22 protein-coding genes and 1 riboswitch are annotated in these 26,001 nt (G+C 76.0%); of the genes, 8 read left to right on the top strand and 14 right to left on the bottom strand.

The window, feature by feature from the left end:
* Positions 1-657 precede the first annotated feature (657 nt).
* On the top strand, positions 658-1,419 hold the full coding sequence (locus JD79_RS19430; RefSeq protein WP_245900235.1) for a lysophospholipid acyltransferase family protein: 762 nt from the start codon (positions 658-660) through the stop codon (positions 1,417-1,419).
* 64 nt (positions 1,420-1,483) lie between these two features.
* Here the strand turns inward: JD79_RS19430 and JD79_RS22300 are convergent, their stop codons facing one another.
* Genes JD79_RS22300 through JD79_RS19415 form a run of 3 tightly spaced genes read right to left on the bottom strand, consistent with a single transcriptional unit; the run spans position 1,484 to position 4,550 of the window.
* Complete coding sequence (locus JD79_RS22300) at positions 1,484-2,059, bottom strand: TetR/AcrR family transcriptional regulator (protein ID WP_170149273.1); 576 nt, start codon at positions 2,057-2,059, stop codon at positions 1,484-1,486.
* A gap of 11 nt (positions 2,060-2,070) precedes the next feature.
* A complete protein-coding gene (locus tag JD79_RS19420) occupies positions 2,071-3,021 on the bottom strand; it encodes an alpha/beta fold hydrolase (RefSeq protein WP_170149272.1) in 951 nt (316 codons plus the stop codon).
* Positions 3,018-4,550 (bottom strand): flavin-containing monooxygenase, encoded by a 1,533-nt coding sequence (locus JD79_RS19415; protein WP_110006842.1) that lies wholly within the window; start codon positions 4,548-4,550, stop codon positions 3,018-3,020. The genes JD79_RS19420 and JD79_RS19415 overlap by 4 nt, the downstream gene beginning before the upstream one ends.
* Before the next feature lie 106 nt (positions 4,551-4,656).
* Between JD79_RS19415 and JD79_RS19410 the strand changes: the two genes are divergently transcribed.
* Both JD79_RS19410 and JD79_RS19405 read left to right on the top strand, forming a co-directional pair.
* Complete coding sequence (locus JD79_RS19410; protein WP_110006841.1) at positions 4,657-5,562, top strand: short-chain dehydrogenase/reductase; 906 nt, start codon at positions 4,657-4,659, stop codon at positions 5,560-5,562.
* 20 nt (positions 5,563-5,582) lie between these two features.
* Positions 5,583-6,068: a polyadenylate-specific 3'-exoribonuclease AS gene (locus tag JD79_RS19405; protein ID WP_110007895.1), complete on the top strand. Its 486-nt coding sequence runs from the start codon at positions 5,583-5,585 to the stop codon at positions 6,066-6,068.
* 226 nt (positions 6,069-6,294) lie between these two features.
* Here JD79_RS19405 and JD79_RS19400 read toward each other — a convergent pair whose 3' ends face one another.
* Positions 6,295-8,418 carry a methyl-accepting chemotaxis protein gene (locus JD79_RS19400; RefSeq protein ID WP_245900234.1) on the bottom strand — a complete coding sequence of 708 codons (2,124 nt, stop codon included), beginning with the start codon at positions 8,416-8,418 and terminating at the stop codon, positions 6,295-6,297.
* 172 nt (positions 8,419-8,590) lie between these two features.
* Positions 8,591-8,986, bottom strand: coding sequence for a PaaI family thioesterase (locus tag JD79_RS19395; protein WP_110006840.1), 396 nt, complete (start codon positions 8,984-8,986; stop codon positions 8,591-8,593).
* 99 nt (positions 8,987-9,085) lie between these two features.
* Here JD79_RS19395 and JD79_RS19390 point away from each other — a divergent pair, with 99 nt between their 5' ends.
* Genes JD79_RS19390 through JD79_RS19380 form a run of 3 tightly spaced genes read left to right on the top strand, consistent with a single transcriptional unit; the run spans position 9,086 to position 12,530 of the window.
* Entirely contained in the window at positions 9,086-10,108 is a 1,023-nt protein-coding gene (locus JD79_RS19390) for a 6-phosphofructokinase (RefSeq protein ID WP_110006839.1), read from the top strand.
* Positions 10,109-10,136: 28 nt separating this feature from the next.
* On the top strand, positions 10,137-11,474 hold the full coding sequence (locus tag JD79_RS19385; RefSeq protein WP_110006838.1) for a class II 3-deoxy-7-phosphoheptulonate synthase: 1,338 nt from the start codon (positions 10,137-10,139) through the stop codon (positions 11,472-11,474).
* Between the two features lie 54 nt (positions 11,475-11,528).
* The gene (locus tag JD79_RS19380) at positions 11,529-12,530 is read left to right on the top strand and encodes a threonine aldolase family protein (protein WP_245900233.1); all 1,002 of its coding nucleotides are present in this window, start codon (positions 11,529-11,531) and stop codon (positions 12,528-12,530) included.
* A 44-nt stretch (positions 12,531-12,574) separates the two neighbouring features.
* On the opposite strand, the gene JD79_RS19375 is transcribed toward JD79_RS19380, so the two are convergent.
* The 5 genes from JD79_RS19375 to JD79_RS19355 form a co-directional block, all read right to left on the bottom strand.
* Positions 12,575-13,753, bottom strand: a complete 1,179-nt coding sequence (locus tag JD79_RS19375) for a S8 family peptidase (RefSeq protein WP_110006837.1) — start codon at positions 13,751-13,753, stop codon at positions 12,575-12,577.
* Between the two features lie 210 nt (positions 13,754-13,963).
* Positions 13,964-14,857 carry a deoxyribonuclease IV gene (locus JD79_RS19370; protein WP_110006836.1) on the bottom strand — a complete coding sequence of 298 codons (894 nt, stop codon included), beginning with the start codon at positions 14,855-14,857 and terminating at the stop codon, positions 13,964-13,966.
* Positions 14,854-16,839, bottom strand: coding sequence for a Stk1 family PASTA domain-containing Ser/Thr kinase (pknB, locus tag JD79_RS19365; protein WP_110006835.1), 1,986 nt, complete (start codon positions 16,837-16,839; stop codon positions 14,854-14,856). The genes JD79_RS19370 and pknB overlap by 4 nt, the downstream gene beginning before the upstream one ends.
* Positions 16,840-16,966: 127 nt before the next feature.
* Entirely contained in the window at positions 16,967-18,421 is a 1,455-nt protein-coding gene (locus JD79_RS19360; protein WP_211308063.1) for a glycine hydroxymethyltransferase, read from the bottom strand.
* Positions 18,422-18,446: 25 nt separating this feature from the next.
* Positions 18,447-18,530: riboswitch (ZMP/ZTP riboswitch) on the bottom strand.
* Positions 18,531-18,581: 51 nt separating this feature from the next.
* Entirely contained in the window at positions 18,582-20,231 is a 1,650-nt protein-coding gene (locus tag JD79_RS19355; protein ID WP_110006834.1) for an amidohydrolase, read from the bottom strand.
* Between the two features lie 144 nt (positions 20,232-20,375).
* On the opposite strand from JD79_RS19355, the gene JD79_RS19350 reads away from it, so the two are divergent.
* Positions 20,376-20,699, top strand: coding sequence for an Rv2175c family DNA-binding protein (locus JD79_RS19350; protein WP_110007891.1), 324 nt, complete (start codon positions 20,376-20,378; stop codon positions 20,697-20,699).
* Here the strand turns inward: JD79_RS19350 and JD79_RS19345 are convergent.
* Genes JD79_RS19345 through JD79_RS19335 form a run of 3 tightly spaced genes read right to left on the bottom strand, consistent with a single transcriptional unit; the run spans position 20,696 to position 24,233 of the window.
* A complete protein-coding gene (locus JD79_RS19345) occupies positions 20,696-21,613 on the bottom strand; it encodes a phytoene/squalene synthase family protein (protein ID WP_211308062.1) in 918 nt (305 codons plus the stop codon). The genes JD79_RS19350 and JD79_RS19345 overlap by 4 nt on opposite strands.
* Positions 21,610-23,097 carry a phytoene desaturase family protein gene (gene crtI / locus JD79_RS19340; protein ID WP_110006833.1) on the bottom strand — a complete coding sequence of 496 codons (1,488 nt, stop codon included), beginning with the start codon at positions 23,095-23,097 and terminating at the stop codon, positions 21,610-21,612. The genes JD79_RS19345 and crtI overlap by 4 nt, the downstream gene beginning before the upstream one ends.
* 2 nt (positions 23,098-23,099) lie before the next feature.
* Entirely contained in the window at positions 23,100-24,233 is a 1,134-nt protein-coding gene (locus JD79_RS19335) for a polyprenyl synthetase family protein (RefSeq protein ID WP_110006832.1), read from the bottom strand.
* 160 nt (positions 24,234-24,393) lie between these two features.
* Here JD79_RS19335 and metF point away from each other — a divergent pair, with 160 nt between their 5' ends.
* Positions 24,394-25,317 (top strand): methylenetetrahydrofolate reductase [NAD(P)H], encoded by a 924-nt coding sequence (metF, locus tag JD79_RS19330; RefSeq protein WP_110006831.1) that lies wholly within the window; start codon positions 24,394-24,396, stop codon positions 25,315-25,317.
* Here metF and JD79_RS19325 read toward each other — a convergent pair.
* Positions 25,314-25,955 (bottom strand): hypothetical protein, encoded by a 642-nt coding sequence (locus JD79_RS19325; protein WP_110006830.1) that lies wholly within the window; start codon positions 25,953-25,955, stop codon positions 25,314-25,316. The two genes, metF and JD79_RS19325, sit on opposite strands and share 4 nt — an antisense overlap.
* Between the last annotated feature and the right edge of the window lie 46 nt (positions 25,956-26,001).

The raw sequence follows: 26,001 nt of genomic DNA, 5'->3' as shown, positions 1-26,001 counted from the left end.
GCGGCGCGGGCGGCGGCTCGTAGTGCTCCTCGGCGACCGGGTCCTCGACCTCCTCGACCGGCGCGGGGACCGGGCGGGGCGCCGAGGGCTGCGGTGCCGCGGTGTCCTCGACGACGGTGCGCCCGTGCTCGGCCTCGTAGGCGGCGACGATCCGCGCCCACTCGGCGTCCTCGTCGAGGTCGCGCCGCAGCGGGCGGCGCTCGGCGGCCGGGCCGTGCGCGGGGGCGTGGTCGTCGGCGTGCCGGTCGACCAGCGTGCGGCCCTCGCCGAGCCGGGTGCGGTCGACGAAGAGCCGGTCGGCCGGGGGACTCGGCAGGAAGACGGTGCGCGTGTACGGGCCGACGTCGGCGGCCGGTTCCAGGTAGGCGGCGATGCCGGCGTCGCGGAGGACGTCGAGCAGGTGCTCGCCCACGCGCGGGTCGACGTCGCGCAGGGGTGCCCAGAGCGTGGCGTCGAGGCCGTTGTCGCGCCGGCCGCGGCCGCGGCGGGGCCGGTCACGCGGCGGCTCCGCGGGTGCACACCCGGTCCCCGGTCGGCCGGTCTGCAGCCACGGTGGTCCTCCTCCGGGGTCGGGCGGGGTGCCGTCGGGGACCGACGCGCGGGGCGGATTGTCGCCGGGGCACCCGGCTCCCTAGTCTGGCATTTCCCCAGGGAGGCGTGTTGTTCTACTGGTTCCTCAAGTTCGTGGCGATCGGTCCGGTCGTGAAGCTGGTGTTCCGTCCCCGGGCGGAGGGCCGTGAGCACGTGCCGGCCGGTGGAGCCGCGATCCTGGCGAGCAACCACATCTCCGCCGCGGACTGGATCTTCATGCCCCTGTCCCTGCGGCGCCGGGTCACCTTCCTGGCCAAGCGGGAGTACTTCACCGGCACGGGCCTCAAGGGGGCGCTGCAGCGGGCCTTCTTCACCGGCGCCGGCCAGGTGCCCATCGACCGCTCCAGCGCCTCGGCCGCCGAGGACGCCATCCGCACCGGCATCGAGATGCTCCGGCAGGGCCGGGTGCTGGGCATCTACCCGGAGGGCACCCGCTCGCCCGACGGCCGGCTCTTCCGCGGCAAGGTCGGTGTGGCGCGCATGGCGCTGGAGACCGGCGTCCCGGTGATCCCGGTGGCCATGACCTACACCCCGCGGCGGATGCCCTTCGGCCGCAGGCTCGTGCGGGTCCACGTGCGCTTCGGCGAGCCGCTGGACTTCTCCCGCTACGAGGGCCTGGCCGGTGACCGCTTCGTCGAGCGGTCGGTCACCGACGAGATCATGTACGAGATCATGACGCTGTCGGGCCAGGAGTACGTCGACGTGTACGGCGCCACCGTGAAGAAGTCGATGGAGGCCACCGGCGCCAGCGCCTCCGACGTCGTCGGCCGGCTGCAGCCGCCCGCCGGCGAGGCGGGCGACCGGGCTCCCCGGTCCCTCGCCGGCTGAGCGAGGACCCCTCCGCCTCCACCGGTCGCGAGCTCGCGGCGGGATCCTGGCTGCGGGGCCGGGCTCAGCACCTGAGGAGCTGTTCCAGCAGGTCGGTGAGCAGGGCGAGCAGCTCCTCGCGGCTGACGGCGGGCTCGCGCACCCACTGGTGCACCAGGTCCTCGGTGAAGGCGAACCAGGACCGCACCAGCTGACGGCGCAGCGGGTCCTGCAGGCCGCCCAGCGCGCCGATGCCGAGGTCGACCAGCGCCTCGCGGGTCTCCTCGTAGACCTCGGCCACCCACGGGTCGCCGCCGGCCGCGCCGCGGACGAAGGCCAGGTGGGACTCGCGGTAGGTCTCCACCCAGCCGACGTAGCGCTCGAGCATCCAGGCCGGGCGCTGCTCGGCGGGCAGGTCCGCCGGCGGGGTGAGGTGGGCGCGCAGCAGGTCGGCCGCGGCGCGCGTGACGGCCTGGTAGTACTCCCGCTTGGACGGGAAGTAGTGGAACAGCAGGCTGCGGCTGATGCCCGCCCGCCGGGCCACCTCGTCGATGGTCAGCTCCTGCACCGGCGTGGTGGGCAGCAGTTGCAGGCCGATCCCGACCAGCTGCTCCCGCCGGTCGGCGGCCGACCGGCGGGTGCGCGCGGGGGACGGGGGCACGGCCGGTCCGCTCAGGCGGCGGCCCGGGAGGCGGCGGCCTCGGTGAGCAGCCGGGCGATCGACGCCGTCACCAGGGCCGGGCGCTCGACCGGGAGCATGTGGCCGGTCCGCGGCACCACCTGTAGGTGGGCGTCGGGCAGGACCTCGGCGAGCTGGCGGCTGTGGCGCACGGGGGTCAGCCTGTCGGACTCCCCGACGAGCACCTCGACCAGCACGCGGGTGAGCGCGGCGAGCTCGGTGCGCTTCTCGTGCCTGCCCAGCGCGGGCAGGAACGCGGTGAACGCCCGCACCGTGCTGGCGTGCACGATCTCGGCCCCGGCGCGGACCATCCCGTCGGTGGCGTCGGCGCCGTAGAGCAGGTCGCGCACGAGCGCCCGGTGCCGCGGGTGCTCCGGCGGGAGCAGCCGGCGCAGCCGCTCGACGGCGCGCGCACCGGCCAGGGCCAGGGCCAGCGCCCCGGGGGTGAGCCGCTGCCGGACCCGCTCGGCGCGCGTGCGCGGCTCCGGCCGCAGGTCGCCGGCCGACGTCGAGACCAGCGCGACGCCGCGGACGCGGTCGCCGAACAGCTCGGGCCGGGCGGCGGCCAGGCACATGACGGTCATGCCGCCCATCGAGTGCCCGCCGAGGACGACCGGCCCGGACGGCGCCAGCTCGTCGAGCACGGTGCCGAGGTCGGCGCCCAGCTGGTCGATCGAGACGTCGGCGGTCGGGCGGGTGGGAGGACCCCAGGTCGAGCGGCCGTGCCCGCGCTGGTCGTAGCGGACCAGGCGCAGCCGGCCGTCGGCGACCTGCGTGCCGAGCAGTCCGGCGACGTCGTCCCACGCCGCCTGCGACAGCGTCCAGCCGTGCGCGAGGACGAGCGTCACCGGGGCGTCGTCGACGCCGTCGACGGTGGCGTGCAGCAGGGCGCCGTCGGGGGTGGCGACGGCGGCGGTGCGGCGCAGGCGCAGGGGGGTGCTCACGCGGCCACCTCCGGGGTGCGGACGGGGGCGCCGGCGGGGGTGCCGACGTAGTTCTCGCGGTCCAGCCGCCGGGTCAGCTTCCGGAAGCGGAAGGTGAAGTCCGGCCAGAGCGTGGTGTTGTGGCCGTGCCGGTCGAGGTACCAGCTGCCGCAGCCCCCGGCCAGCCACACCGTGCCCCGGGAGCGCTGCGCGACGAGCTCGCGGTAGGCCTCCTGGGCCTCCGGGGTGGTCTCCAGCGCATCGAGGCCCTCGGCGTCCAGGGTGCGCAGGGCGTCGTCGACGTAGGCCACCTGCGACTCGATCATGTAGACCATCGACGTGTGGCCGACGCCGACGTTCGGCCCCACCAGCAGGAACAGGTTGGGGAAGCCGGCCACGGCGCTGCCCCGGTTGGTGACCATGCCCGCGTCCCACACCAGCGCGAGGGTGCGGCCGTCGCGGCCGGTGATCCGCTCGGCGATCGGCAGGTCGGTCACGTGGAAGCCGGTGGCCAGCACGATCGTGTCGGTGGGCCGCTCCACGCCGTCGTGGGTGACGATCGAGTGCGGCCGGACCTCGGCGATGCCGGCGGTGACCAGCTCGGCGTTGGGTGCCGACACCGCCGGGTAGTAGTCGTTGCTGATCAGGATCCGCTTGCAGCCGATCGTGTAGTCCGGCGTCAGTGCCCTGCGCAGCCGCGGGTCGCGGACCTGCCGCTGCAGGTGCGCCTCCGCCAGCCGGCCCACGGGCTCCAGGAACCGCCGGTCCTTGGCCAGGCCGACGACGAGGAACTCGCGGAACAGGTAGAGCAGCGCGCGGACCAGCCGCTGGAAGCCGGGCACCAGCCGGTACAGCCGCTGCACCCGCGGCGACACCGGGTGGTCGGTGCGCGGCACGATCCACGGGGGCGTGCGCTGGTAGACGGCGAGGCTGCCGACGTGCGGCTGGATGGCCGGGACGATCTGGATCGCCGAGGCGCCGGTGCCGACGACGGCGACCCGCTCGCCGGTGAGGTCGTGCCCGTCGTCCCACCGCGCGGAGTGCATCACCGTGCCGACGAAGGTCTCCAGGCCCGGGATGTCGGGAGAACGGGGGTCGGCCAGCACGCCGGCGGCGGAGACCAGGACGCGCGCGCGGAACCGGCCGGCCGTCGTCTCGACGTCCCAGCGGCGCGCGTCGTCGTCCCAGCGGGCGGCGGTGACCTCGGCGCCGAAGACGCAGTGCCGGCGGACGTCGAAGCGGTCGGCGGTGGCCTGCAGGTAGGCCTGGATCTCCGGCTGCTCGGAGTAGGAGCGCGGCCAGTCGGGGTTGGGCGCGAAGGAGAACGAGTAGAGGTTGGACTGCACGTCGCAGGCCGCGCCCGGGTAGTGGTTGTCCCGCCACGTGCCCCCGACGTCGTGCGCCCGCTCCAGGACGACGAAGTCGGTCTCGCCGCGGCGGCGCAGGGTGATCGCCATCCCCAGGCCGGCGAAGCCCGAGCCGATGATCGCCACCCCGACCTCGCGGGTGTCCTGCGGGCCCGGGACGGGCTCGTCCAGCGTGCTGGTCACGGGGCTCCTCCGACGACGACGTCCGGCTTGCTGAGCAACGGTCAACAAGCTACAACGACAGCTGAGCAGTGCTCGACACGGGCACGGGAGAGGTCAGGAGGCACCGATGGCGCTGTCGCGCAGGAAGTCCCGCACGCCGCTGGCGGGGAGGAGCGTGCTCATCACCGGCGCGGCGCGCGGCATCGGCGCCGAGCTGGCCCGCCGGGCCGCCGCCCGTGGCGCGCGCGTCGCGCTGGCCGGCCTCGAGCCCGAGCTGCTGGCGCGGGTCGCCGCCGAGCTCGGCCCCGAGCACCTGTGGGTGGAGTGCGACGTGACCGACCCCGAGGCGCTGCGCGCCGCCGTCGCCCGCACGGTGGACACCTTCGGCGGGCTCGACGTCGTCGTCGCCAACGCCGGCATCGCCCCGCTCACCACGGTGATGACCAGCTCCGCGCACGCGCTGGCGCGCACCGTCGAGGTCAACCTGACCGGCGCGATGCTCACGGCGCACGCCGCGCTGCCGCACGTGGCGCAGCGCCGCGGCCACGTCCTGCTGGTCAGCTCGGCGGCCGCGTTCACGGTGCTCCCGGGCATGAGCGCCTACTGCGCGGGCAAGGCGGGGCTCGAGCGCTTCGGCGACGTGCTGCGCCTGGAGGTGGCCCACCGCGGCGTCACCGTGGCCAGCGCCCACCCGACGTGGATCGACACCGACCTGGTGCGCGACACCGAGGAGGCGCTGCCCACCTTCAGGGAGACCCGCTCGCGGCTCCCCGGACCGCTGGGCGCCTGCACCTCGGTGGAGGAGTGCGCCGAGGCGCTGGTGGAGAACCTGGAGACCCGGGGCCGCCGGGTGTTCGTGCCCGGCTCGGTCGGCGTCGTCTCCGCGCTGCGGCAGGTGGTCACCGGCGCCGTGGCGGAGAAGGTGCTGCTCCGGCTGTCGGCCGCGCGGGTGCCCGACCTGGAGCGCGACATCGCCGCCCTGCAGGGCCAGGAGTTCGGCCGTTCCTCGGTGGGCGGCCGCCGGGCGGACTGAGCACACCTACGGTGGGTGGCGTGCGGCGGTTCTTCTACGACACCGAGTTCATCGAGGACGGGACGACGATCGACCTGGTCTCGATCGGCGTCGTCGACGAGACCGGCCGCGAGTTCTACGCGGTGAGCACCGAGTTCGACGAGCGGAAGGCCATCCCGTGGGTGCGCCGCAACGTGCTCGACCAGCTGCCGCCGCCGGCCGACCGGGCCTGGCGCGACCGGCGCCGCATCCGCGACGACCTGCTCGCCTTCCTCACCGGCCCGGGGGAGGAGGTCGAGCTGTGGGCGTGGTTCGCCGCCTACGACCACGTCGCGCTGGCCCAGCTGTGGGGGCCGATGACGGGGCTGCCCCGCCCGATCCCGCGGTTCACCCGTGAGCTGCGGCAGCGGTGGGACGACGTCGGCCGGCCGGAGCTCCCGCCCCGCCCGGCCGGCACGCACGACGCGCTCGTCGACGCCCGCTACAACCTCGCCCGCTGGCAGGTGATGGAGGCCGCCCGCGGCTGACCGTGCCGGTGTCCCGGCGGATGGGTGGCCGGGCCCGGCGTCCTGGTCGTCGCCGTCCCCGGTCGCGGCGCTGGGGGCGCTGGCCCTGCCGCCGGGCCGCGCGGCGCCCGCCGCACGGTCGCCGTCGGCGCGGCCTGGGCGCCCTGGCGATGCCGTTCGTCTCGGGGTGCCCCTGGCCGGGCCCGCCTGGCGCGAGCAGGACGCCGCGCACCGGACCCCTCCGGGCTCACACCGTGAAGACGGCGAGCAGGCGGGTCAGCTCCTGCGACAGCCCGTCGAGCTCCACCGCGGCGGCGTGCGCCCGGCCGACGTCGTCGGCGCTGTCGCGGGCGTCGGTGCTGACCGCCGTCAGCGTGGTCGACACCGAGCCCGCCCCCTCGGCGGCGGAGGCGACGCTGCGGGTGAGCTCGCGGGTGGTCGCCGACTGCTCCTCCACCGCGCTGGCGATGGTGAGCTGGTGGTCGTTCATGGCGTGCACGACCTCGGCGATGCGGGTGATCGAGCCGACGGCGGTGCCGGTGTCGGCCTGGATGGCCTCCACCCGGCGGGCGATGTCGTCGCTGGCGCGGGAGGCCTCCTGGGCCAGCTCCTTGACCTCGTTGGCCACGACCGCGAAGCCCTTGCCCGCCTCGCCGGCGCGGGCGGCCTCGATGGTCGCGTTGAGCGCCAGGAGGTTCGTCTGCTCGGCGACCGCGGCGATGACCCGCACGACCTCGCCGATCTCCGCGGAGCTGGTGCCCAGGGCCGCGATCGCGCCCTCGGTCTGGCGGGCGAGCTCGGCGGCCTGCCGGCCCACCTGTGCGGCCTCGGCGGCGCTGCGGGCGATGTCGGTGATCGACAGCCCCATCTCCTCGGCGCCGGCGGCCGCGGCCGTCACGCTCGCGCTGATGTCGCTGGCGACCGTGTGCGCCGACCGGGCCTGGTCGCGGCTGCGGGCCGCCCGCGTGGCCAGCCCGTCGGCCACGCCGGCCACCCCGGAGGCCGACTCCGCCACCTGGGAGGCGCAGCGGCCGATGTCGCGGACCGTGGCGGCCACCTTGCCGACGAACCGGTTGAACGCCGCGGAGAGCTGGCCGACCTCGTCGTCGCCGGTGACCGGCATGCGCTGGGTCAGGTCGCCCTCGCCGTCGGCGATCTCGGCCATGCGGGCGCGCAGCTGCTCCAGCGGCGCGGTGAGCCGGCGGGCGACCTGCCGGGCCAGCACGCCACCGAGCAGCGCGATCGCGACGGCGGCGAGGACGAGCGCGGTGACCATGTCCGAGCGGCCGTCGGCGAGCTGGTCGACCGGCCCGGTGAAGTCCGCGTCGCGGGCGAGGGTCACCAGCACCCAGTCCCACGGCGCGTAGTAGGTGACCTGCGCGGTGGTCGCGCCGGCGTCGGGGTCGGTGAGGTGCACGGTGGCCTGCTCGCCGTCCTCCAGCGCGACGGCGGCGTCGACGATCTCCTGCACGTAGGGGCGGCCGTCGGCGTCGGTGGCGTCGACCAGCCGCTCGCCGTCGCGGGTGCCCCCGGGACTGACCAGCACGGTGCCGGCCCGGTCGCCGGTGCCGCCCCACACCTCCACGTGCCCGTGCGCGCCGACCTGCGTGGCCTCCAGGCTCTCCCGCAGCGCGGGGATCGCCTGCTGCTGCTCCCCGACGTAGAGCATCCCGACCAGCTGGCCGGCCCGGTCGAGCAGCGGGGTGTAGGCGGCGACGTACCAGGAGTCGACGACGAAGGCGTTGCCCCGGTAGGTCTGCCCGGAGGCCACCGCGGAGACCACGGGGTTGGGATGCCCGTCGGGGTCCACGGCCGGGATGTAGGTGCCGATCGCGCGGCTGCCGGTGGCGGAGGTGACGTTGGTGGCCACGCGCAGCATGTCGCCCGACGGGGTCCGCTGGAAGATCGTCGCCGTGCCGCCGACCAGCGCCTCGACCTGGTCGACGACGGCCGTGGGCACCGCGGGGTCGGCGTTCTGCCCGAGCCAGGCGCCGCCCACGGTCACGCGGGGCAGGTCCAGGGGGGTGACCTCGCCGGAGAGCTGGTTCTTCGCCTCCCAGCGCACGGGCCCGCCGGGGCCACCCACGGTCAGGCCCCCGGAGTCGGCGAGCACGTCGAGCGCGACGGCGAGCTGGCTGTCCACCCGCGCGGCGGTCGACTGTCCCTGGGTGGCGACGACGTCGTGCACGCCGGCCGCGGTGCGGGCGACGCTCGCCTCGACCAGGTCGGTGACCGAGTCCTGCGTGGTGTCGGCGAACCGGGCGCTCTGCCACGCGCTCACCCCGGCCATCGCCCCGCCGGTGACCGCGACGCCGGCCACCGCGAGCGCGACCACCTTCGTCCGGATGCCCCACTGACCGAGCCCGCGCACGTCGTCCCCCTCCCGGGCCGGGCAGGTCCCACGGCACCGCGCGCAGGGTCGGCACGAGGCGGCCGTGCCTGTACCGGAACCCCCCGGGGTGGGGCGGGCGGGACGGGTGGGACGAGCCGCGACGGCGGTGTGATCAGGCGGTGTGACCAGGCGGTGGGGTCAGGCGGTGGGGTCAGGCGGGGCCGAGGACCGCCTGGGTCTGGGTGACCGAGGCCACCGCGCGGCCGCCGTCGTCGGTCACCTCGGTGAGGACCACGATCGTCGAGCGGCCGACGTGCAGCGGCCGGGCGGTGGCGTGCGCGGTGCCGCCGCGCACGGCGCGCAGCAGCGACGTCGCCGAGGCGAGGGTCGACGTCGAGGCGCCGGCGGGCAGGTTGAGGAAGGCGCAGACCGCTCCCACGGTGTCGGCGAGGGTCATGAGCGCGCCGCCGTGCAGCACGCCGCCGGCGGTGCACCGCTCCGGCGCCCACGGCAGCCGCCCGGCCACCTCGGCGGGGTCCGCGCGGTCGAGTTCGATGCCGGTGGTGACGGCGAAGGGCATGAGCGCGAGCAGGGCGGCGGGGTCCATGCGCGGATCCTGCCGCGCCGCGCGGGGCAGGCGTGACCGCGGTCACGTCCATGGTGCAGGATCGGCCCTGACCTGCGGTTCGTCCCCACGGGAGGCGTCGTGCGCATCGGCATCCTGACCGGCGGCGGCGACTGCCCCGGCCTCAACGCGGTCATCCGCGCCGTCGTCCGGAGCGCGGTCGCCGCCGGGGACGAGGTGGTCGGCTTCCGCGACGGCTGGCGCGGCGTCCTCGACGACGACGCCGTTCCGCTGGACCTCGCCGCCGTCCGCGGCCTGCTGCCCCGCGGGGGCACCGTGCTCGGCACCTCCCGCACCAACCCCTACGCCATCGACGGCGGGCCCGGGCGGCTGACGGCCACGCTCGAGCGGCAGCGCATCGACGCCCTCGTGCCGGTGGGCGGCGAGGACACCCTCGGCGTGGCCGCGAAGCTGGCGGGGGAGGGGCTGCGGGTGGTCGGCGTCCCCAAGACGATCGACAACGACCTCGACGGCACCGACTACACCTTCGGCTTCGACACCGCCGTCGGCGTCGCGATGGAGGCCATCGACCGGCTGCACACCACCGGTGACAGCCACCACCGCACGCTCGTCGTCGAGGTGATGGGGCGGCACGCCGGCTGGATCGCGCTGCACGCGGGCATGGCCGGCGGGGCCACGGTGGTGCTGGTCCCCGAGCGCCCGTTCGACGTCGAGGCGGTCGTCGGGCACTGCCTGCACCGCTTCGAGTCCGGCTACTCGCCGATCGTCGTCGTCTCCGAGGGCGCGCGGCCGGCCGACGGCGCGCTGGTCACCGCCTCCGGGCAGACCGACGCCTTCGGCCACGTCCGGCTCGGCGGCATCGGCGCGGCGCTGGCGGCGCTGCTGGAGGAGCGCACCGGGCGGGAGGCCCGGGCGGTCGTGCTCGGCCACGTCCAGCGCGGCGGCACGCCCTCGGCCTTCGACCGGGTGCTGGCCACCCGCTTCGGTCTGGCCGCGGTCGCCGCCGTGCAGGAGGGGCGCTCCGGTGTCATGGTGGCCCTGCGCGGCACCGACGTCGTCCTCGTGCCGATCGCCGAGGCCACCGCCCGCCTCAAGCTGGTGCCCCTCGAGCGGTACGCCGAGGCCGAGGTCTTCTTCGGCTGACCGGCGGGCCCGCCGTACCCTCGGGTGCGTGAACCTGCTCTCCACCGCGCAGCCGGCCCCCGGTCTCGACCGGTGGCGGGAGCTCCCCGCCGCCCAGCAGCCGCAGTGGCCCGACCGCGCCGCTCTCGACGGCGTCCTGACGACGCTGGCGACCGTGCCGCCGATCGTGGCGCCGACCGAGGTCGACGAGCTGCGCGGCCGGCTGGCCGAGGTGGCGCAGGGCCGGGCGTTCCTGCTGCAGGGCGGGGACTGCGCGGAGACCTTCGACCTCAACACCGACGCCCACCTGCAGAGCACCACGCGCACGCTGCTGCAGATGGCCGTCGTCCTCACCTACGGCGCGAGCGTGCCGGTGGTGAAGGTCGGCCGGGTGGCCGGGCAGTACGCCAAGCCGCGCTCCTCGGAGCTCGACGCGCTCGGCCTGCCGTCCTACCGCGGCGACATGGTCAACTCGCTGGAGCCGGTGCTCGAGAAGCGCATCCCCGACCCCAACCGGCTGGTGCGCGCCTACGCCAACGCGGCCGCGGCGATGAACATGATCCGCGCCTACGCCCGCGGCGGCCTGGCCGACCTGCACGCCGTCCACGACTGGAACAAGGACTTCGTCGCGCACTCGCCGGCCGGCGTCCGCTACGAGGTCATCGCCCGCGAGATCGACCGCGCGCTGGCGTTCATGAAGGCCTGCGGCGTCGACGACACCGCGCTGCGCGGCGTGGAGCTCTACAACAGCCACGAGGCCCTCGTCCTCGACTACGAGGCCGCGCTGCTGCGGGTGCACGAGGGCCGGCCCTACGCCTCCTCGGCGCACTTCGTGTGGATCGGCGAGCGCACCCGCCAGCTCGACGGCGCGCACGTGGAGTTCATGTCGCGCATCGCCAACCCGATCGGCGTCAAGATCGGCCCGACGACGACGCCCGAGCAGGCCACCGAGCTCGTCGAGCGGCTCGACCCCGACGGCGTCCCCGGCCGGATGACGCTCATCAGCCGCATGGGCAACGGGAAGATCCGCGACGTCCTCCCGCCGATCGTGGAGAAGGTCACCGCCTCCGGCCACCAGGTCGTGTGGCAGTGCGACCCGATGCACGGCAACACCCACGAGTCCTCCACCGGCTACAAGACCCGGCACTTCGACCGGATCGTCGACGAGGTCCTCGGCTTCTTCGACGTGCACCGGGCGCTGGGCACCTGGCCCGGCGGCATCCACGTCGAGCTCACCGGCGAGGACGTCACCGAGTGCCTCGGCGGGGCGATGGAGATCAGCGACGAGGACCTCAACAGCCGGTACGAGACCGCCTGCGACCCGCGGCTGAACACCGGGCAGTCCCTCGAGCTGGCCTTCCTCGTGGCGGAGATGCTGCGTGGGTAAGGACCTCGTCCTCCTCATCGCTCGCACGCTCGGGACGAGCCTCGGGACGAGGCCGTGATCGACCTGCGCTCCGACACCGTCACCCGCCCCACCCCGGCCATGCGCCGGGTCATGGCCGAGGCCGAGGTCGGCGACGACGTCTACGGCGAGGACCCGGCGGTCCGGGCGCTGGAGGAGCGGGTCGCGGACCTCTTCGGCCACGAGGCGGCGCTGTTCGTGCCCTCCGGGACGATGGGCAACCAGATCGGCATGCGGCTGGTCTGCGAGCCCGGCCAGGAGGTGCTCTGCGACGCCGACGCGCACGTCGTCACCTACGAGATGGGCGCCGCGGCCGCCGTCTTCGGCATCTCCACCCGCACGGTCGTGTCCTCCGGGGGCCTGCTCGACGCCGGTGCGCTCATCGACCAGGTGCGCCCGCGCGGTGACTGGCACCTGACCGCCACGGCCGCCGTCGCCGTGGAGAACACGCACAACCGCGGCGGCGGGCGCGTGCAGCCGCTGGGCGAGCTCCAGCGGCTCTTCGCCTGGTCCCGCGACGCCGGTGTCGCGGTGCACCTCGACGGCGCGCGGATCTGGAACGCCTCCGTGGCCTCCGGGGTCGACCTGGCCACCTACGGGCGGCTGGCCGACACCGCGTCGGTGTGCCTGTCCAAGGGGCTGGGCGCGCCCGTGGGCTCGGTGCTCGTGGCCTCCGCGGAGCGGATCGCCGTCGGCCGGCTGTGGCGCAAGCGGCTCGGCGGCGGGATGCGCCAGGCCGGCGTGCTCGCCGCGGCCGGGCTGCACGCGCTCGACGCCCACCTCCCGCGGCTGGCCGAGGACCACGAGCACGCCCGCCTGCTGGCCAAGCGCCTCGGCATGGACCCGGCGACGGTGGAGACCAACATGGTCGTCGTCGACGACGTCCCGGCGCCGGTCGTGGCGGAGGCCGCGAAGGCGCGCGGGGTGCTCGTGTCGCAGGTGAGCCCGCGGCGGATCCGCCTGGTCACCTCCCTCGAGGTGGACCGGGCCGCGGTCGACCGCGCCGGCGACGTGCTGGCCGACCTCCTCGACCGCTGAGGCGCCTGCCGGCTCCCGCTGGGGTGGCCGGCAGGCGCCGCGGTTCACCAGGTCCTGAAGAGCAGCCGGTTGGGCGTGCCGGCCCGCGTGGCCGTGCGCGACATCGTCACGTGGTTCGTCGTCGCGGCCGCGGTGACCGCGCCGGCGACCGCGGCCGGGGCGGCGGTGGGGCTGCCCGACAGGTACAGCGCCGCGACGCCCGCGACGTGCGGCGTGGCCATCGACGTCCCGCTGATGGTGTTCGTCGCCGTCGTGCCGGTGTGCCAGGCGCTGGTGATGGCGACGCCGGGGGCGAGCAGGTCGACGCAGGAGCCGTAGTTGCTGAACGCGGCGGCCGTGTCGGTGCGGTCGGTGGCGCCCACGGTGAGCGCGGCGGGCACGCGCGCGGGGGAGGAGGCGCAGGCGTCCTGGGCCACGCCCGCGGAGTTGCCGTTGCCGGCCGCGACCGCGTACGTGACGCCGTCGGCGATGGAGGAGCGGACGGCGTTGTCGATCGCCGTGCTCGCCCCGCCGCCGAGGCTCATGTTCGCCACCGCCGGGGCGCCCGCCGCGTGGTGGGCGGTCACCCAGTCGATGCCGGCGACGACGCCGGAGGTGGTGCCGCTGCCGTCGCAGCCCAGCACCCGCACGCCGACCAGCCGCACGCCCTTCGCGACGCCGTGCGTGCCGCCGCCGACCGTGCCCGCCACGTGCGTCCCGTGGCCGTTGCAGTCGTCGGCCGAGCCGCCGTCGACGGCGTCGTAGCCGGACACCGCGCGGCCGCCGAAGTCGGCGTGGCCGTAGGCGATGCCGGTGTCGATGACGTAGGCGGTGACGCCGCTGCCGGTGGCGGTGTAGCCGAACGTCGAGTCCAGCGGCAGGTCCCGCTGGTCGACGCGGTCGAGGCCCCACGGCGCGCCGGCCTGCGTGCCGTCGGCGGTGACCACCTGGTCGCGCTCGACGGCGACCACGCCCGGGATCGACGACAGGCGGCCGGCGGCGGCCTCGGGCAGCTCGACGGCGAAGCCGGTCAGCGCCGCGGTGTAGACGTGCGCGACCCGCCCGCCCATGCCGCGCGCCCGCTCCGCGGCCCGGTCGGGCGGGGTCGAGCGGTCGACCGTGACCACGTAGGTGGCGCGGGGGCCGGTGTCGGGCGGGGCGGCGGCGGCAGGTCCGGCGGTGACGCCGAGGCCGGTGGTCGCGAGCGCGACGATCCCGACGGCCAGGGTGCGGCGGGTGGGCAAGGACGGCTCCTCGGGGAGGCTCCCGGCGGCCGGTCGGCCGCGAGGTGATCCGAGCCAACGTGGTGTCGTAGATCACCGCAAGCGAAGACGCGAATGCGCAGGGTGACGCGCGTGTCGGCGCCTCCCGGGCGCGCCGTCCCATCGTGGCCACCTCCGGCCACGGTGGTCCCCACCCGTGCCCGGACCACCGCGCACGGGTGGGGACCGTGCTCAGGCGGCGGAGGGGACCTCGTCCGCGGGGCGGCCGTCGCGCAGCGCGCACAGCAGCGCGATGTCGCGGGCGTGGCCGCGGTCGGCGCTCGGCGTCTCGACGACGACCGGCACCCCGGCCATCGACGGGTGCGCCATCAGCTCGGCGAAGGCGCCCACCCCGATCGAGCCCTCGCCGATCGTGGTGTGCCGGTCACGCCGGGAGCCGCGCGCGTCGAGGGAGTCGTTGGCGTGCACCAGCCCGAGCCGGCCGGGGCCGACGGCGGCCTCCAGCGCGTCGAGCGTGGCGGTGGTGCCGCCGGGCGCGGCCAGGTCGTGCCCGGCGGCCCACGCGTGGCAGGTGTCCAGGCAGACGCCGACCTTCGGGTGCATGTCCAGCGCCGCGAGGTAGGGGCCGAGGTCCTCGACGGTGGCCGCGAGCGACCGGCCGCCGCCCGCCGTCGGCTCGACCAGCAGCCGCGGGCCGTCGTCGGGCAGGGCGTCGAGCACCGGCAGCAGCCGCTCGCGGAGCTGGCGCAGCGCGGCCTCGTAGCGGTCCTCGTCGACGGCGGAGCCCGCGTGCACGACGACGCCGCGCACGCCGAGCCGCACGCCGCGGGCGAGGTCGGCGGCGATCGTCTCGATCGAGCGGTCGACGGTGGCCGGCGTGGGGGAGCCGACGTTCACCAGGAACGGCGTGTGCACGAACGACGGCACGCCGCGCTCGGCCAGGCCGGTGACGAACGCGGCGTCCTGCGCCGGGTCGCCGGCCGACCGCCTCCAGCCGCGCGGGTTGCCCACGAAGACCTGCACCGCCTGCGCGCCGACGTCGTCGGTGTAGCGCAGCCCCCCGGTGGCCAGGCCGCCGGCGACCTGGACGTGCGCACCGACCGGGACGGAGGGCGCGGCGCTCACCCGAAGCTGAGCAGCAGGTTGACCTCGCTGCCCTGGTCGACGACGGTGCCCGGGCCCGGGCTCTGCCGGTACACGCGGTCGCCGGTGATGAAGGTCGAGGTGGTGACCTCCAGCCCGGCCGCCTCCAGCGTCGCGATGGCGTCGGCGGCGCGCTCGCCGGACACGTCGGGCACGGTCACCTGCGGCACGCCCTCGGAGACCTGGATGGTCACCTCGCTGCCGTACGGCGCCTCGGTGCCCGGCGCCGGGCTGACCGCCATCACCGCCTCGGTCGGGACGTCGGCGCTGCGGCCCGTGGTGCGGACGACGCTGAACCCCTGCGCCTCGAGGTTCGCCTCCGCGGCGTCGGCGGGCTGGCCCACGACGTTGGCGACCGCGACCGGCGCGCGGCCGCGGCTGACGTACACGGTCACCGGGTCACCGCGCCGGACCTCCGTCCCGGCCTCGGGCTCGAAGCCGGTGACCGAGCCGACGGGGACGTCGTCGTCGTAGTCCTGCTGCTCGGTGGGGACGACGGGGATGCCGGTCAGCCTCTCGCGCACCACCTCGATCGGCTGCCCGACGAGGTCGGTCGGCACGACGAAGCGCTCGGGTCCCTTGGAGACGACGAGCTCGACGTCGCTGTTGCGGATGGCCTCGCCACCCTCGGGGTCGGCGGAGATGACCACGCCCTCGGGCACGGTCTCGCTGAACTCCTCCTCGGCGAAGACGGGGTCCAGCCCGGCCTCCTGCAGCAGGTCGACGGCGGCCGCGCGGTCGCTGCCCACCAGCGTGGGGACCTCGGTCCAGCGCCCCGAGCCCATCCACCAGCCGACGGCGCCGACGGTGATCGCCAGGAGCAGCACGACCGCGACCGCCAGCCGGGCGCGGCGGCGCCGGACCTGCGGAGCCACGCCGGGGCGCTGCGGAGGGGCCGGCCGCCGGCCGCCGACGTCGGCGGTGGAGCCGGTGCCCACGGCGGGCAGCAGGCTGGTGCGGCCGGCGCGCGAGGAGCGGCCGCCGAGCACCTCGGTGCCCGGGTCACTGCCCTCCCCGGGGTCGCTGGGGTGCCGCCGGGAGGGCCGGTTGGTCGGGCGGATGGTGGCCGGGCCGGCCGAGCTGCGCCCGGTGGGCACCGGCACGCGGGCCAGGCCCAGGTCGCTGCGGACGTCCTCGAGGTCGGCGAGGAAGGCACCGGCGTCGAGCGGGCGGACGGCGGGCTCGCGGCGGGTGGTCCGCTTGACCAGCTCGTCGACCTGCCAGGGCACGGTCGGCGCCTCGGCCGACGGCAGCGGGACGTCGTGGTGCACGTGCTGGTAGGCCACCGCCAGCGGGGTGTCCCCGCCGTAGGGCGGGTGGCCGGTGAGCATCTCGAAGAGCACGAGCCCGGCGGCGTAGACGTCGCTGCGGGCGTCGGCGCGGCCGCGCTCGAGCTGCTCGGGCGAGAGGTAGGCGACCGTGCCGATGAGCACGCCGCCGGTGTGGCTGGTCTGCCCGGTGCCGGTGAGGGCGCGGGCCAGGCCGAAGTCGGCGACCTTCACCGTCCCGTCGTGGCCGATGAGGACGTTCTCCGGCTTGACGTCGCGGTGCACGATCCCGGCCCGGTGCGCCGCCGACAGCCCGGCCAGCACCGGCTCGAGGACGGCGAAGGCCTCGGCGACGGTGAGCCGCCCGCGCGCCTGCAGCAGGTCGCGCAGCGTGCGGCCGCGCACGAGCTCCATGACGAGGAAGACCAGGCCCTGGTCGGCGCCCTGGTCGCTCACCGAGACCACGCTGGGGTGGCTGAGCATCGCCGCGGCGCGCGCCTCGCGGGTGAACCGGTCGACGAAGGTCGGGTCGTGCGCCAGGTGCTCGGCCATGACCTTGACCGCCACCGTGCGGTGCAGCCGCAGGTCGGTGGCGGCGTAGACGGTGGACATGCCGCCGCGGGCCAGCCGCTCCTCGAGGCGGTAGCGCCCCTCGAGGACCAGGCCGACCACGGGGTCGGTCACGGCGGTGTCCACGGGGACGAGTCTAGGAGCGACCGGCGCGCGAACGGCGTCCCCACACGCAGGTGGCGGGTCCGGCGCACCCTCCCGTCACACGGGTCACGGGAGGGCCCGCCGGCGCCTCAGCAGGGGGGCTGCCCGCTCAGAGCTCCAGGCCGGGGTAGAGCGGGTGGGCGGCGACGAGCTCGGAGGCGGCGGCGCGCGTCTTCTCCGCCAGGCCGCCGTCGACGACGTACTTCGCCTTGGACGGCGAGCCGTCCCTCGTGGCCGTGGGGGTGGTGTTCGACAGCACGTCGACGATCAGCTCGGCGGTGCGGTCGAACTCGGCCGCGCCGAACCCGCGGGTGGTCAGCGCCGGGGTGCCCAGCCGGACGCCGGAGGTGTACCAGGCGCCGTTCGGGTCGGCCGGGACGGCGTTGCGGTTGGTGACGATCCCGGCGTCGAGCAGCGCGGACTCCGCCTGCCGGCCGGTCAGCCCGTAGCCGGAGACGTCGAGCAGCACGAGGTGGTTGTCGGTGCCGCCGGTGACCAGCCGGGCGCCGCGCCGGGACAGCCCCTCGGCGAGGGAGACGGCGTTGTCGACGACGGCCTGCGCGTAGCCGGCGAACTGCGGGCGGCGCGCCTCGGCGAAGGCGACCGCCTTGGCGGCCATGACGTGCGGCAGCGGGCCGCCCAGGACCATCGGGCAGCCGCGGTCGACGGCGTCGGAGTACTCGGGCTGGGCGAGCACGAACCCGCCGCGCGGGCCGCGCAGCGACTTGTGGCTGGTGCTGGTGACCACGTGCGCGTGCAGCACCGGGTCGAAGTCGCCGCTGAACACCTTCCCGGCGACCAGGCCGGCGAAGTGGCTCATGTCGACGATGAGCGTGGCGCCCACCTCGTCGGCGATCTCGCGCATCCTCGCGAAGTCGACCTTGCGCGGGTAGGCGGAGTAGCCGGCCATGAGGATGAGCGGGCGGAACTCGCGGGCGCGGGCGGCGACGGCGTCGTAGTCGAGCAGCCCGGTCTCCGGGTCGGTGCCGTAGGAGGACTGGGCGAACATCTTGCCGCTGATGTTCGGGCGGAAGCCGTGGGTGAGGTGGCCGCCGGCGTCGAGGCTCATGCCGAGCATCCGCTGGTCGCCGAGGGCGTGGCGCAGCGTGGCCCAGTCCTCGTCGGTGAGCTCGTTGACGTGCCGGACGCCGGCGCGCTCCAGCGCCGGGGACTCGACCCGCTGGGCGAGCACCGCCCAGAAGGCGACCAGGTTCGCGTCGATGCCCGAGTGCGGCTGGACGTAGGCGTAGGGGGCGCCGAAGAGCTCGCGGGCGTGCTCGGCGGCCAGCGCCTCGACGGTGTCGACGTTCTGGCAGCCGGCGTAGAAGCGGTGCCCGACGGTGCCCTCGGCGTACTTGTCGCTCAGCCAGTTGCCCATGGTCAGCAGCACGGCGGGGCTGGCGTAGTTCTCGCTGGCGATCAGCTTGAGGGAGGCGCGCTGGTCGGCGAGCTCGGCACCGATCGCGTCGGCCACCCGCGGCTCGACCTCGGCGATGACCGACAGGGCGCTGCGGTAGGCGGTCGACGCGGCGGCGGCGTCGAAGGAGGGGGTCACGTCGCTCATGGGGGCTCCTGGCGGGTGTCGGCGTCAGCGGTGCCCAGGCGCCCGGCGGGGGAGTGCAGGCCGCTCCCCGGTGGTGCCCCACCTCGATGCGCCAGTCACGGCCCCGGCCGATCCTACCGGGGGTCGGCGGGCCCGCGGTGGCGGACGCCGGCCCGCGCGCTCACGCCCCGGTGAGCTCTCCCTCGGCGTCGTGGCCGAACACGCCGCCGACCATGGTGGCCCGGACCTGCACGTCGCGGATCCGCTCCGGAGCGACGGCCAGCAGGTCGTCGGACAGGACGACCAGGTCCGCGAGCATGCCCCTGCGCAGCACGCCCTTGCGCGTCTCCTCGAAGACCGCGTGGGCGGAGCCGACGGTGTAGGCGCGCAGGGCCTGGCGGGCGGTGAGCGCCTCGCGCGGGGCGATGGCGTCCCCGCCGGCGGACCGTCGGTTCACCATGTCGTGGATGCTCAGGATCGGCTCGCCGGGGACGACGGGCGCGTCCGTCGACCCGGGCAGCTCGACACCGGCCTCGACGAAGGACCGCATCCGGTAGACGAGGTCGGTCCGCTCCGGGCCGAGCGCCGTCAGGAACCCGTCGCCGAGCGCGGAGATGAACCGGCCCTGCGGCACGGGGACGAGCCCCGCTGCCACGATCCGCGCGACCTGCTCGTCGGAGGCCACCCCGACGTGCTCGATCCGGTGCCGGGCACCCGCGCGGGGGGCCCGGCGCTGGGCGTCCTCGTAGGCGTCCAGGACGACGTCGAGCGCCCGGTCCCCGATCGCGTGGGTGGCCACCTGCCACCCGTTCTCGTGACTGCGCACGATCGTCTCGTGCAGGGCCTCGGCCTCCGTCTGCAGGAACCCGGCGTTCCCCGGGGTGTCGGCGTAGTCGCAGCACATCGCGGCCGTCCGGCCGATGAGCGAGCCGTCGGACATGATCTTCACCGGTCCCAGCCGGAACCACTCGTCGCCCAGACCGGTGCGGATGCCGAGGTCCAGGCCCCAGCCCTCGAGCCCGTCGTCGACCCGGCCGAGCTCGTGGAGGGCGTCGACGAAGGGCATCGCCGTGACCCGCGTCCGCAGCACCCCGCGCTCGCGCGCCAGCTGGAAGGCGCGGGCGTCCGCGGGCCCGTGCCCGATCATCCGGCCGCCGATCCCGGGCTCGGTCACGCTCGTGAGGCCGTTGCGCAGCGCCCAGGCCGACGCCGCCCCCAGCGCGGCCACCAGCTCCTCCTGGGGCACGGGGCGCAGGGCGGAGCTCACCAGCGCCATCGCCTGCTCCTGCAGCAGCCCGGTGACGACGCCGTCGACGCGCACGACGCTGCCGCCCGCGGGCGCCTCGACCGCGTCCGGGTCGTCGTGGCCCGCGAGACGGAACGCCTGGGTGCTGGCGACCGCCATGTGGTTGCTGGCGTGCAGGAGGTAGACCGGACGGCCCCCGGCGACGCGGTCCAGCGCCTGACGCGTGGGGTGCTCGCCGATCTTGTTCTGGTCGTAGCCGTTGCCGACGACCCAGGCGCCCTCGGGCCTGGCGGCGGCCCACTCGGCGACCCGCCGGTAGAGCGCGTCGAGGGTGGGAGCGGCCTCGGCGGAGAGGTCGAGCTGCGTCATCTCCCTGCCCAGCACGGAGAAGTGCAGGTGGGCGTCGTTGAGGCCCGGCACCACGGGGGCGCCGCGCAGGTCGTGGCGCACGTCCGCGGTGACCCCGTCGAGCTCCTCGTCGACGCCGACGACCCGGCCGTCGAGGACACCGATCGCGGAGGCCGTCGGCCGCGCCGGGTCCAGCGTGGTGATGCGGGCGTTGGTGAGGACGGTGTCGATGCGCATCGGTGCGGTTCCTCGGGGTCGGGGGCGGAGGGCCCGGAGCCGGCGCCCGCCTGCGATCGTGCGCGCCCGGCACGGGGAGCGGAAGCCCGGCGGGAGACGACCTCCGGCGCCCGCCCCGTCCCCGGCCCCATAGGCTTGCCGGCCATGGAGACCCTCCAGCCCGCGGAGGTGGCCGCGGCCCTCGGCGTCTCGCCGAACAAGGTCCGGCAGCTGATCCGCGAGGGCAAGCTCATGGCGGTGCCGGGCAGCGGCTACAGCCGCATCCCGGCCGACTTCCTCCAGGACGGCGCGGTGCTGCGGCACCTGCCGGGGCTGATCACCGTCCTCAAGGACGGCGGGTTCACCGACGCCGAGGTGTTCGAGTGGCTCTTCCGCGAGGACGAGTCGCTGCCCGGCACGCCGGTGCAGGCGCTGCGTGACGACCGGCACACCGAGGTCACGAGGCGTGCGCAGGCCCTGGCGTTCTAGCGCCGCCGCAGCCGCGCGGCCTGGGCCGACGCGAGGCGGCGGGCGAAGATGCCGAGCCGGCGGGGCTTGGACACCGTCACGCGGCGGTCGAGGACGCGGTGGTCGGCGCGCTCGATCTCGGTGAGGATCCCGCCGTAGAGGGCGGTGGCGGCCCGCACGCAGTCGCGCGACTCCGGCGCCAGCATCGGCGTCCCCGGGGCGGCGTCGTCGTAGCGGCGGCGCACGATCGCCACCATCTCCTGCATCAGCGCGCGGTACCGGGCGTCGTACCGCTTGGCCTCGATCTGCTCGCGGGTGACGCCGTGCGCGGCCATGACGTCGGCGGGCAGGTAGACCCGGCCGCGGTCGGCGTCCTCGGCGACGTCGCGCAGGAAGTTGGTGAGCTGGAACGCCTCGCCGAGCGCGATCGCGTGCGGCGCGGCCTCCTCCTGCGACACCCCGGGCGCGGTGCCGAGCACGGGCAGCACCTGCAGCCCGATCACCGACGCCGAGCCCCACATGTACCGGTCGAGGGCGGCCATGTCGGCGTAGCCGGTGACGGTGAGGTCGCTGGTCATGGCGGCGAGGAAGTCGACGAGGTGCTCGACCGGGATGCGGTACCGGCGGTAGGTGTGCACCGTGGCCAGGCGCACGGGGTCGTCGGACCAGCCGGCCTCGAGCTCGGCCAGCAGCGCCCGCGACCAGTCGGCGAGGTCGGCCTCGGGGTCGGCGCCGGGGTGGTCGACGAGGTCGTCGGCGGTGCGCGCCGCGGCGTAGAGGGCGTGCACGGCCGGGCGCCGGTCGGGGGTGAGCAGCCGGGTGGCCAGGTGGTAGCTCTTGCCGTGCTCGGCGTTGACCGCGGCGCAGAACCGGTAGGCGGCGTCCAGGCGCTCCTGCCGCTCGGCCATCGACAGCGGCCGCTCGGTCGCGGTCACCGGGCCGGCCCGGTGATCCGCTCGGCGGCGAGCCGGCCGCTGATGACCACCATCGGGACGCCGACGCCGGGCTGCACCGACGAGCCGGCCAGCACCACGTTCTCCGGCCCGCGGCGGGGGAGCGTCGGCGTCCGGAACGGGCCGGTCTGGCCGAAGGTGTGGGCGAGGGCGAACGGCGTGCCGGCGGCCATGCCCTGCCGCGCCCAGGTCAGCGGGGTGTCCACGTGCTCCACCTCGATCGCGTCGGAGAGGCCGGTCCAGCCGCGGGCCTCGAGCACGCCGAGGACCTCCTCGCGGTAGCGCGGGGTCAGCGCGTCCCAGTCGATGCCGGGGTTGCCGCCGCTGTGCGGGTCGAGGTTGGGCGCGGGCGCGACCACGCTCAGCACCTGCCCGCCGGCGGGTGCCAGCGACCGGTCGGTGCGCGAGGGCATGCTGACCAGCAGGCTCGGGTCGCTCATCGGCCGGCCGTCGCGGGTCAGCTCGTCGAAGACCTGCCGCCACGCCGCGCCGAAGCTGATCGTGTGGTGCGCCTGCCCGGGCAGCTCGTCGCGCACGCCGAGGTGCAGGGTCACGCACGACGGCGAGTAGGTGGGCCGGCGGCGCCGCAGGCCCGGCACCAGCGTCTCGGGGACGTCGGTGGTGACGACGACGGCGTCGGCGGGCAGCCGCTCCCCGCCCGCGAGGCAGACGCCGGTCACGCGCCGGCCGCGGACGTCGAGCTGCTCGACCGTCGCGCCGTACCGGAACACGACCCCGGCGTCCTGCGCCGCGGCGGCCATCGCCCGCGGCACCGCGCCGATCCCGCCGACCGGGTGCCAGACGCCGGCGCCGATGTCGAGCTGGGCGATGACGGCGTAGGCGGCGATCGCCCGGAACGGTGAGACGCCGGCGTAGAGCGCCTGGAAGCTGAACAGCCGCCGCAGCCGGTCGTCGTCGAAGAAGCGCGCCACGTGCGCGGACAGCCGGCCGAACCCCCCGCGGCGGGCCAGCGCCCACAGCTCCGGGCCGAGCAGGTCCAGCGGGGTGTCGAGGTTGCGGTCGATGAACGTGTCGACCTGCAGCCGGTGGAGCTCGGCGAGGTCGGCGAGGTACCGGCGCAGCGCGGCGGCCTCGGCCGGGCCGGCCAGCGCCTCCACCTCGGCGGCGAAGGCGTCGACGTCGGCGTGCACGTCCAGGTGCGAGCCGTCGGCGAACTGCGCGCGGTAGGTGGTCTCCAGCGGGACCAGCGTCAGCCGGTCCTCCAGCCGCTCGCCCACGGCGGCCAGCGTGTCGGCGACGAACTCCGGCGCGGTGAACACCGAGGGGCCGGTGTCGAGGACGTAGCCGTCGCGCCGCACGACGCCGGCGCGCCCGCCCGGCCCGTCCCCGCGCTCGACGACGGTGACCTCGCGGCCCGCGCCGCGCAGCCGCAGCGCGGTGGCCAGGCCGGCGAGACCGGCACCGACGACGACGACCCGGTCGGTCGTGCCGGGGACCGTGCGCACGCTCAGGCCGTGCGCGAGGTGGCGGCGACGGCGAGCGCGTCGAGGGCGGCGCGCGCCTCCTCGGCGATCGGGGCGTCGGCGATCGCGCCGCGGGCGGTGGCGGTGCGCTCGGCGATCCGCTCCTCGACGCGGGCGCGGGCGCCGGTGTCCTCGATCAGCGCGCGCAGCGCCGCGAACTGCTCCTCGCCGGCGTCGGGGTCGCCGAGGGACTCGCGCAGCAGCCGCCGGCCGTCGTCGTCGGCCTCCTCCTCGGCCAGCGCGACGAGCAGCGTCTGCTTGCCCTCGCGCAGGTCGTCGTCGGCGGACTTGCCGGTGACGGCGGGGTCACCGAAGACGCCGAGGACGTCGTCGCGCAGCTGGAAGGCCTCGCCGAGCGGCAGGCCGATGGCGGTGTAGACGTCGGCCGCGCGCGGACCGGCGCCGGCGATCGCGGCGCCGAGCTGCAGCGGGCGCTGCACGGTGTAGCCGGCGCTCTTGTAGCGGGCCACGGTGAGCGCGCCCTGGGCGCCGGGCAGGCCGCCGGCGGCGCGCAGCAGGTCCAGGTACTGCCCGGCGGTGACCTCGGTGCGCATGGTGTCCCAGACCGAGCGGGCGCGGGCCAGCGCGGGGCCGCTGATGCCCGAGCGGCGCAGCAGCTCGTCGGACCACACCAGCGCGAGGTCGCCGACGAGGATCGCCGCGCCCACCCCGAAGGTGTCGCCGTCGCCGGACAGGCCGCCGTCGCCGTGCCGGGTGGCGAAGCCGACGTGCGTGGCCGGGCGGCCGCGGCGGGTGAGGGCGCCGTCCATGACGTCGTCGTGCACCAGGGCGCTGGCGTGCACGAACTCCAGCGCGGCCACGGCGCGCAGCACCGCGGCGTCGTCCTCGGCCGGGGCGCTGAGGCCCTCGGTGACGCCGCGCCAGCCCCAGTAGGCGAAGGCCGGCCGCAGCCGCTTCCCGCCGTCGGCCAGCGCGCAGACCTCGTCGACGACCGGCGTCAGCGACGGGTCCATCGCCGCCAGCGTGGTGCGCTGCTCCTCGAGGAAGCCGGTCAGCGCGGCCGACACCGCGCCGCGGACCCGGCCCAGGTCGGCGGCCTCGAGCGAGGGGACCAGGGGCCGGACGACGGGGTCCCGCTGCGCCGCGCCGGTGATCACCCGGCCAGTATCGCCCCATCGAGTCGTGCGCGTCCTGTCCAGGGGGTGGGGCTGCCTGCTCACCGGCTCCTCCTCGGGGTCGCTCTCCGGGCTGTCTTCCGCCGCGGGTGGCGGGGCGGATGCAGGGAAGCGCCCGGTCCCGCACGTACCCTCGGTCCCCGTGACCCGAAGCGTCCGCGAGCTGCTCGCCTCGTCGCGGCCCACCTGGTCCTTCGAGTTCTTCCCGGCCAAGACGCCCGAGGGCGAGGCCCAGCTGTGGACGGCGCTGCGCGAGCTCGAGCGCCTGCGTCCGTCGTTCGTGTCGGTGACCTACGGCGCCGGCGGCTCCACCCGCGAGGGGACCGTCGCCGTCACCGAGCGGATCGCCGCCGAGACGACGATGACGCCGCTGGCGCACCTGACCGCCGTCGACCACTCGGTCGCCGAGCTGCGGCACGTGGTGAGCCGGCTGGCGGCCGCGGGCGTGCGCAACCTGCTGGCGCTGCGCGGGGACCCGCCGGGCGCCGACCCGCAGGCCGACTGGGTGAAGCACCCGCAGGGCCTGGAGTACGCCTCCGAGCTGGTGGAGCTCATCCGCTCGATGGGCGACTTCTCCGTGGGGGTCGCGGCCTTCCCCGAGCGGCACCCGCGCTCGCCGGACTTCGACACCGACGTCGAGATGTTCGTGCGCAAGTGCCGGGCCGGCGCGGACTTCGCGGTCACCCAGATGTTCTTCCGCGTCGAGGACTACCTGCGGCTGCGCGACCGGGTGGCCGCCCGCGGCTGCGACGTCCCGGTCATCGCCGGCGTCATGCCGGTGACCAACGCCCGGCAGATCGCCCGGATCGTGCAGCTGTCGGGGCAGGCGTTCCCCGAGGAGCTGGCCGCGCGCTTCGCCGAGCTCGACGGCGACGCCCCCGAGGACAAGGCGGCGGTGCGCGCCTACGGCGTCGAGGTGGCGACGGCGATGTGCCGGCGGCTGCTGGACGAGGGCGTGCCCGGCATCCACTTCATCACCATGAACCGGTCGACGGCGACCCGCGAGGTGTTCACCAACCTCACCGGCGCCGCCACCTCGGTCCCCTCGACGCTGGCCGTGCCCTAGACCGTCACCCGGCGGCCGGGCTCCAGCAGCTCGGCGGTCATCCGCGCGGCCCGGCGCAGGGCCTCGCGCTCCGCGGCGTAGCCGCCCAGGACGCCGACGACGGGCAGCTGGGACAGCGCCCGCGCGCCGAGCCGGCCCTTGGGGCGGGCGTCGAGCGCCTCGTCGATGCGGCCGAGCAGCCGCGCGGCCCGCCAGACGGTGCGCCCCGCACCGGCGAGCCCGGCGCGCTCCTCGCGCGCCCCGAACGCGGCCTCGACGTAGCTCCCGCGGACCCGCTCCAGCAGCGGGCGCACCCGCTCGGCGGGCAGGTCGCGGTCGAGCAGGACCGCCGACAGCAGCGCCACCCGCTCGGCCGGGTCGGTGACGCCGTGCTCGCCGGCCACACCGAGCACCACCAGCGACTGCACCGCCGTCCCGACGGTGTTCTGCAGCGGCAGCAGGTCGGCGAGCCGGCCGGCCAGCCGCGGCAGGCCGCCCGCGACGGCGCCCACCTGCGCCGCCCGGGTGGCCCACCAGGCGTCCCGCTCGGCGGCCGGCAGCTCCGGCGGGCGGCCCAGCCGCCGCACGAGGGGCGCGGTGAGCCGGTCGAGCCGGCGCAGGACGTCGACGACGACGGCGTCGCTGAGGGGAGGAGCCATGCGGGGACACCTACCCGCCGGGGTCCCCGTGATCACCTCCCGTCGA

Source organism: Geodermatophilus normandii (assembly GCF_003182485.1).
Classification (GTDB): domain Bacteria; phylum Actinomycetota; class Actinomycetes; order Mycobacteriales; family Geodermatophilaceae; genus Geodermatophilus; species Geodermatophilus normandii.
The sequence above is the reverse complement of the archived record's forward strand: the minus strand, read 5'-3'. Positions and strand labels throughout refer to the sequence as shown.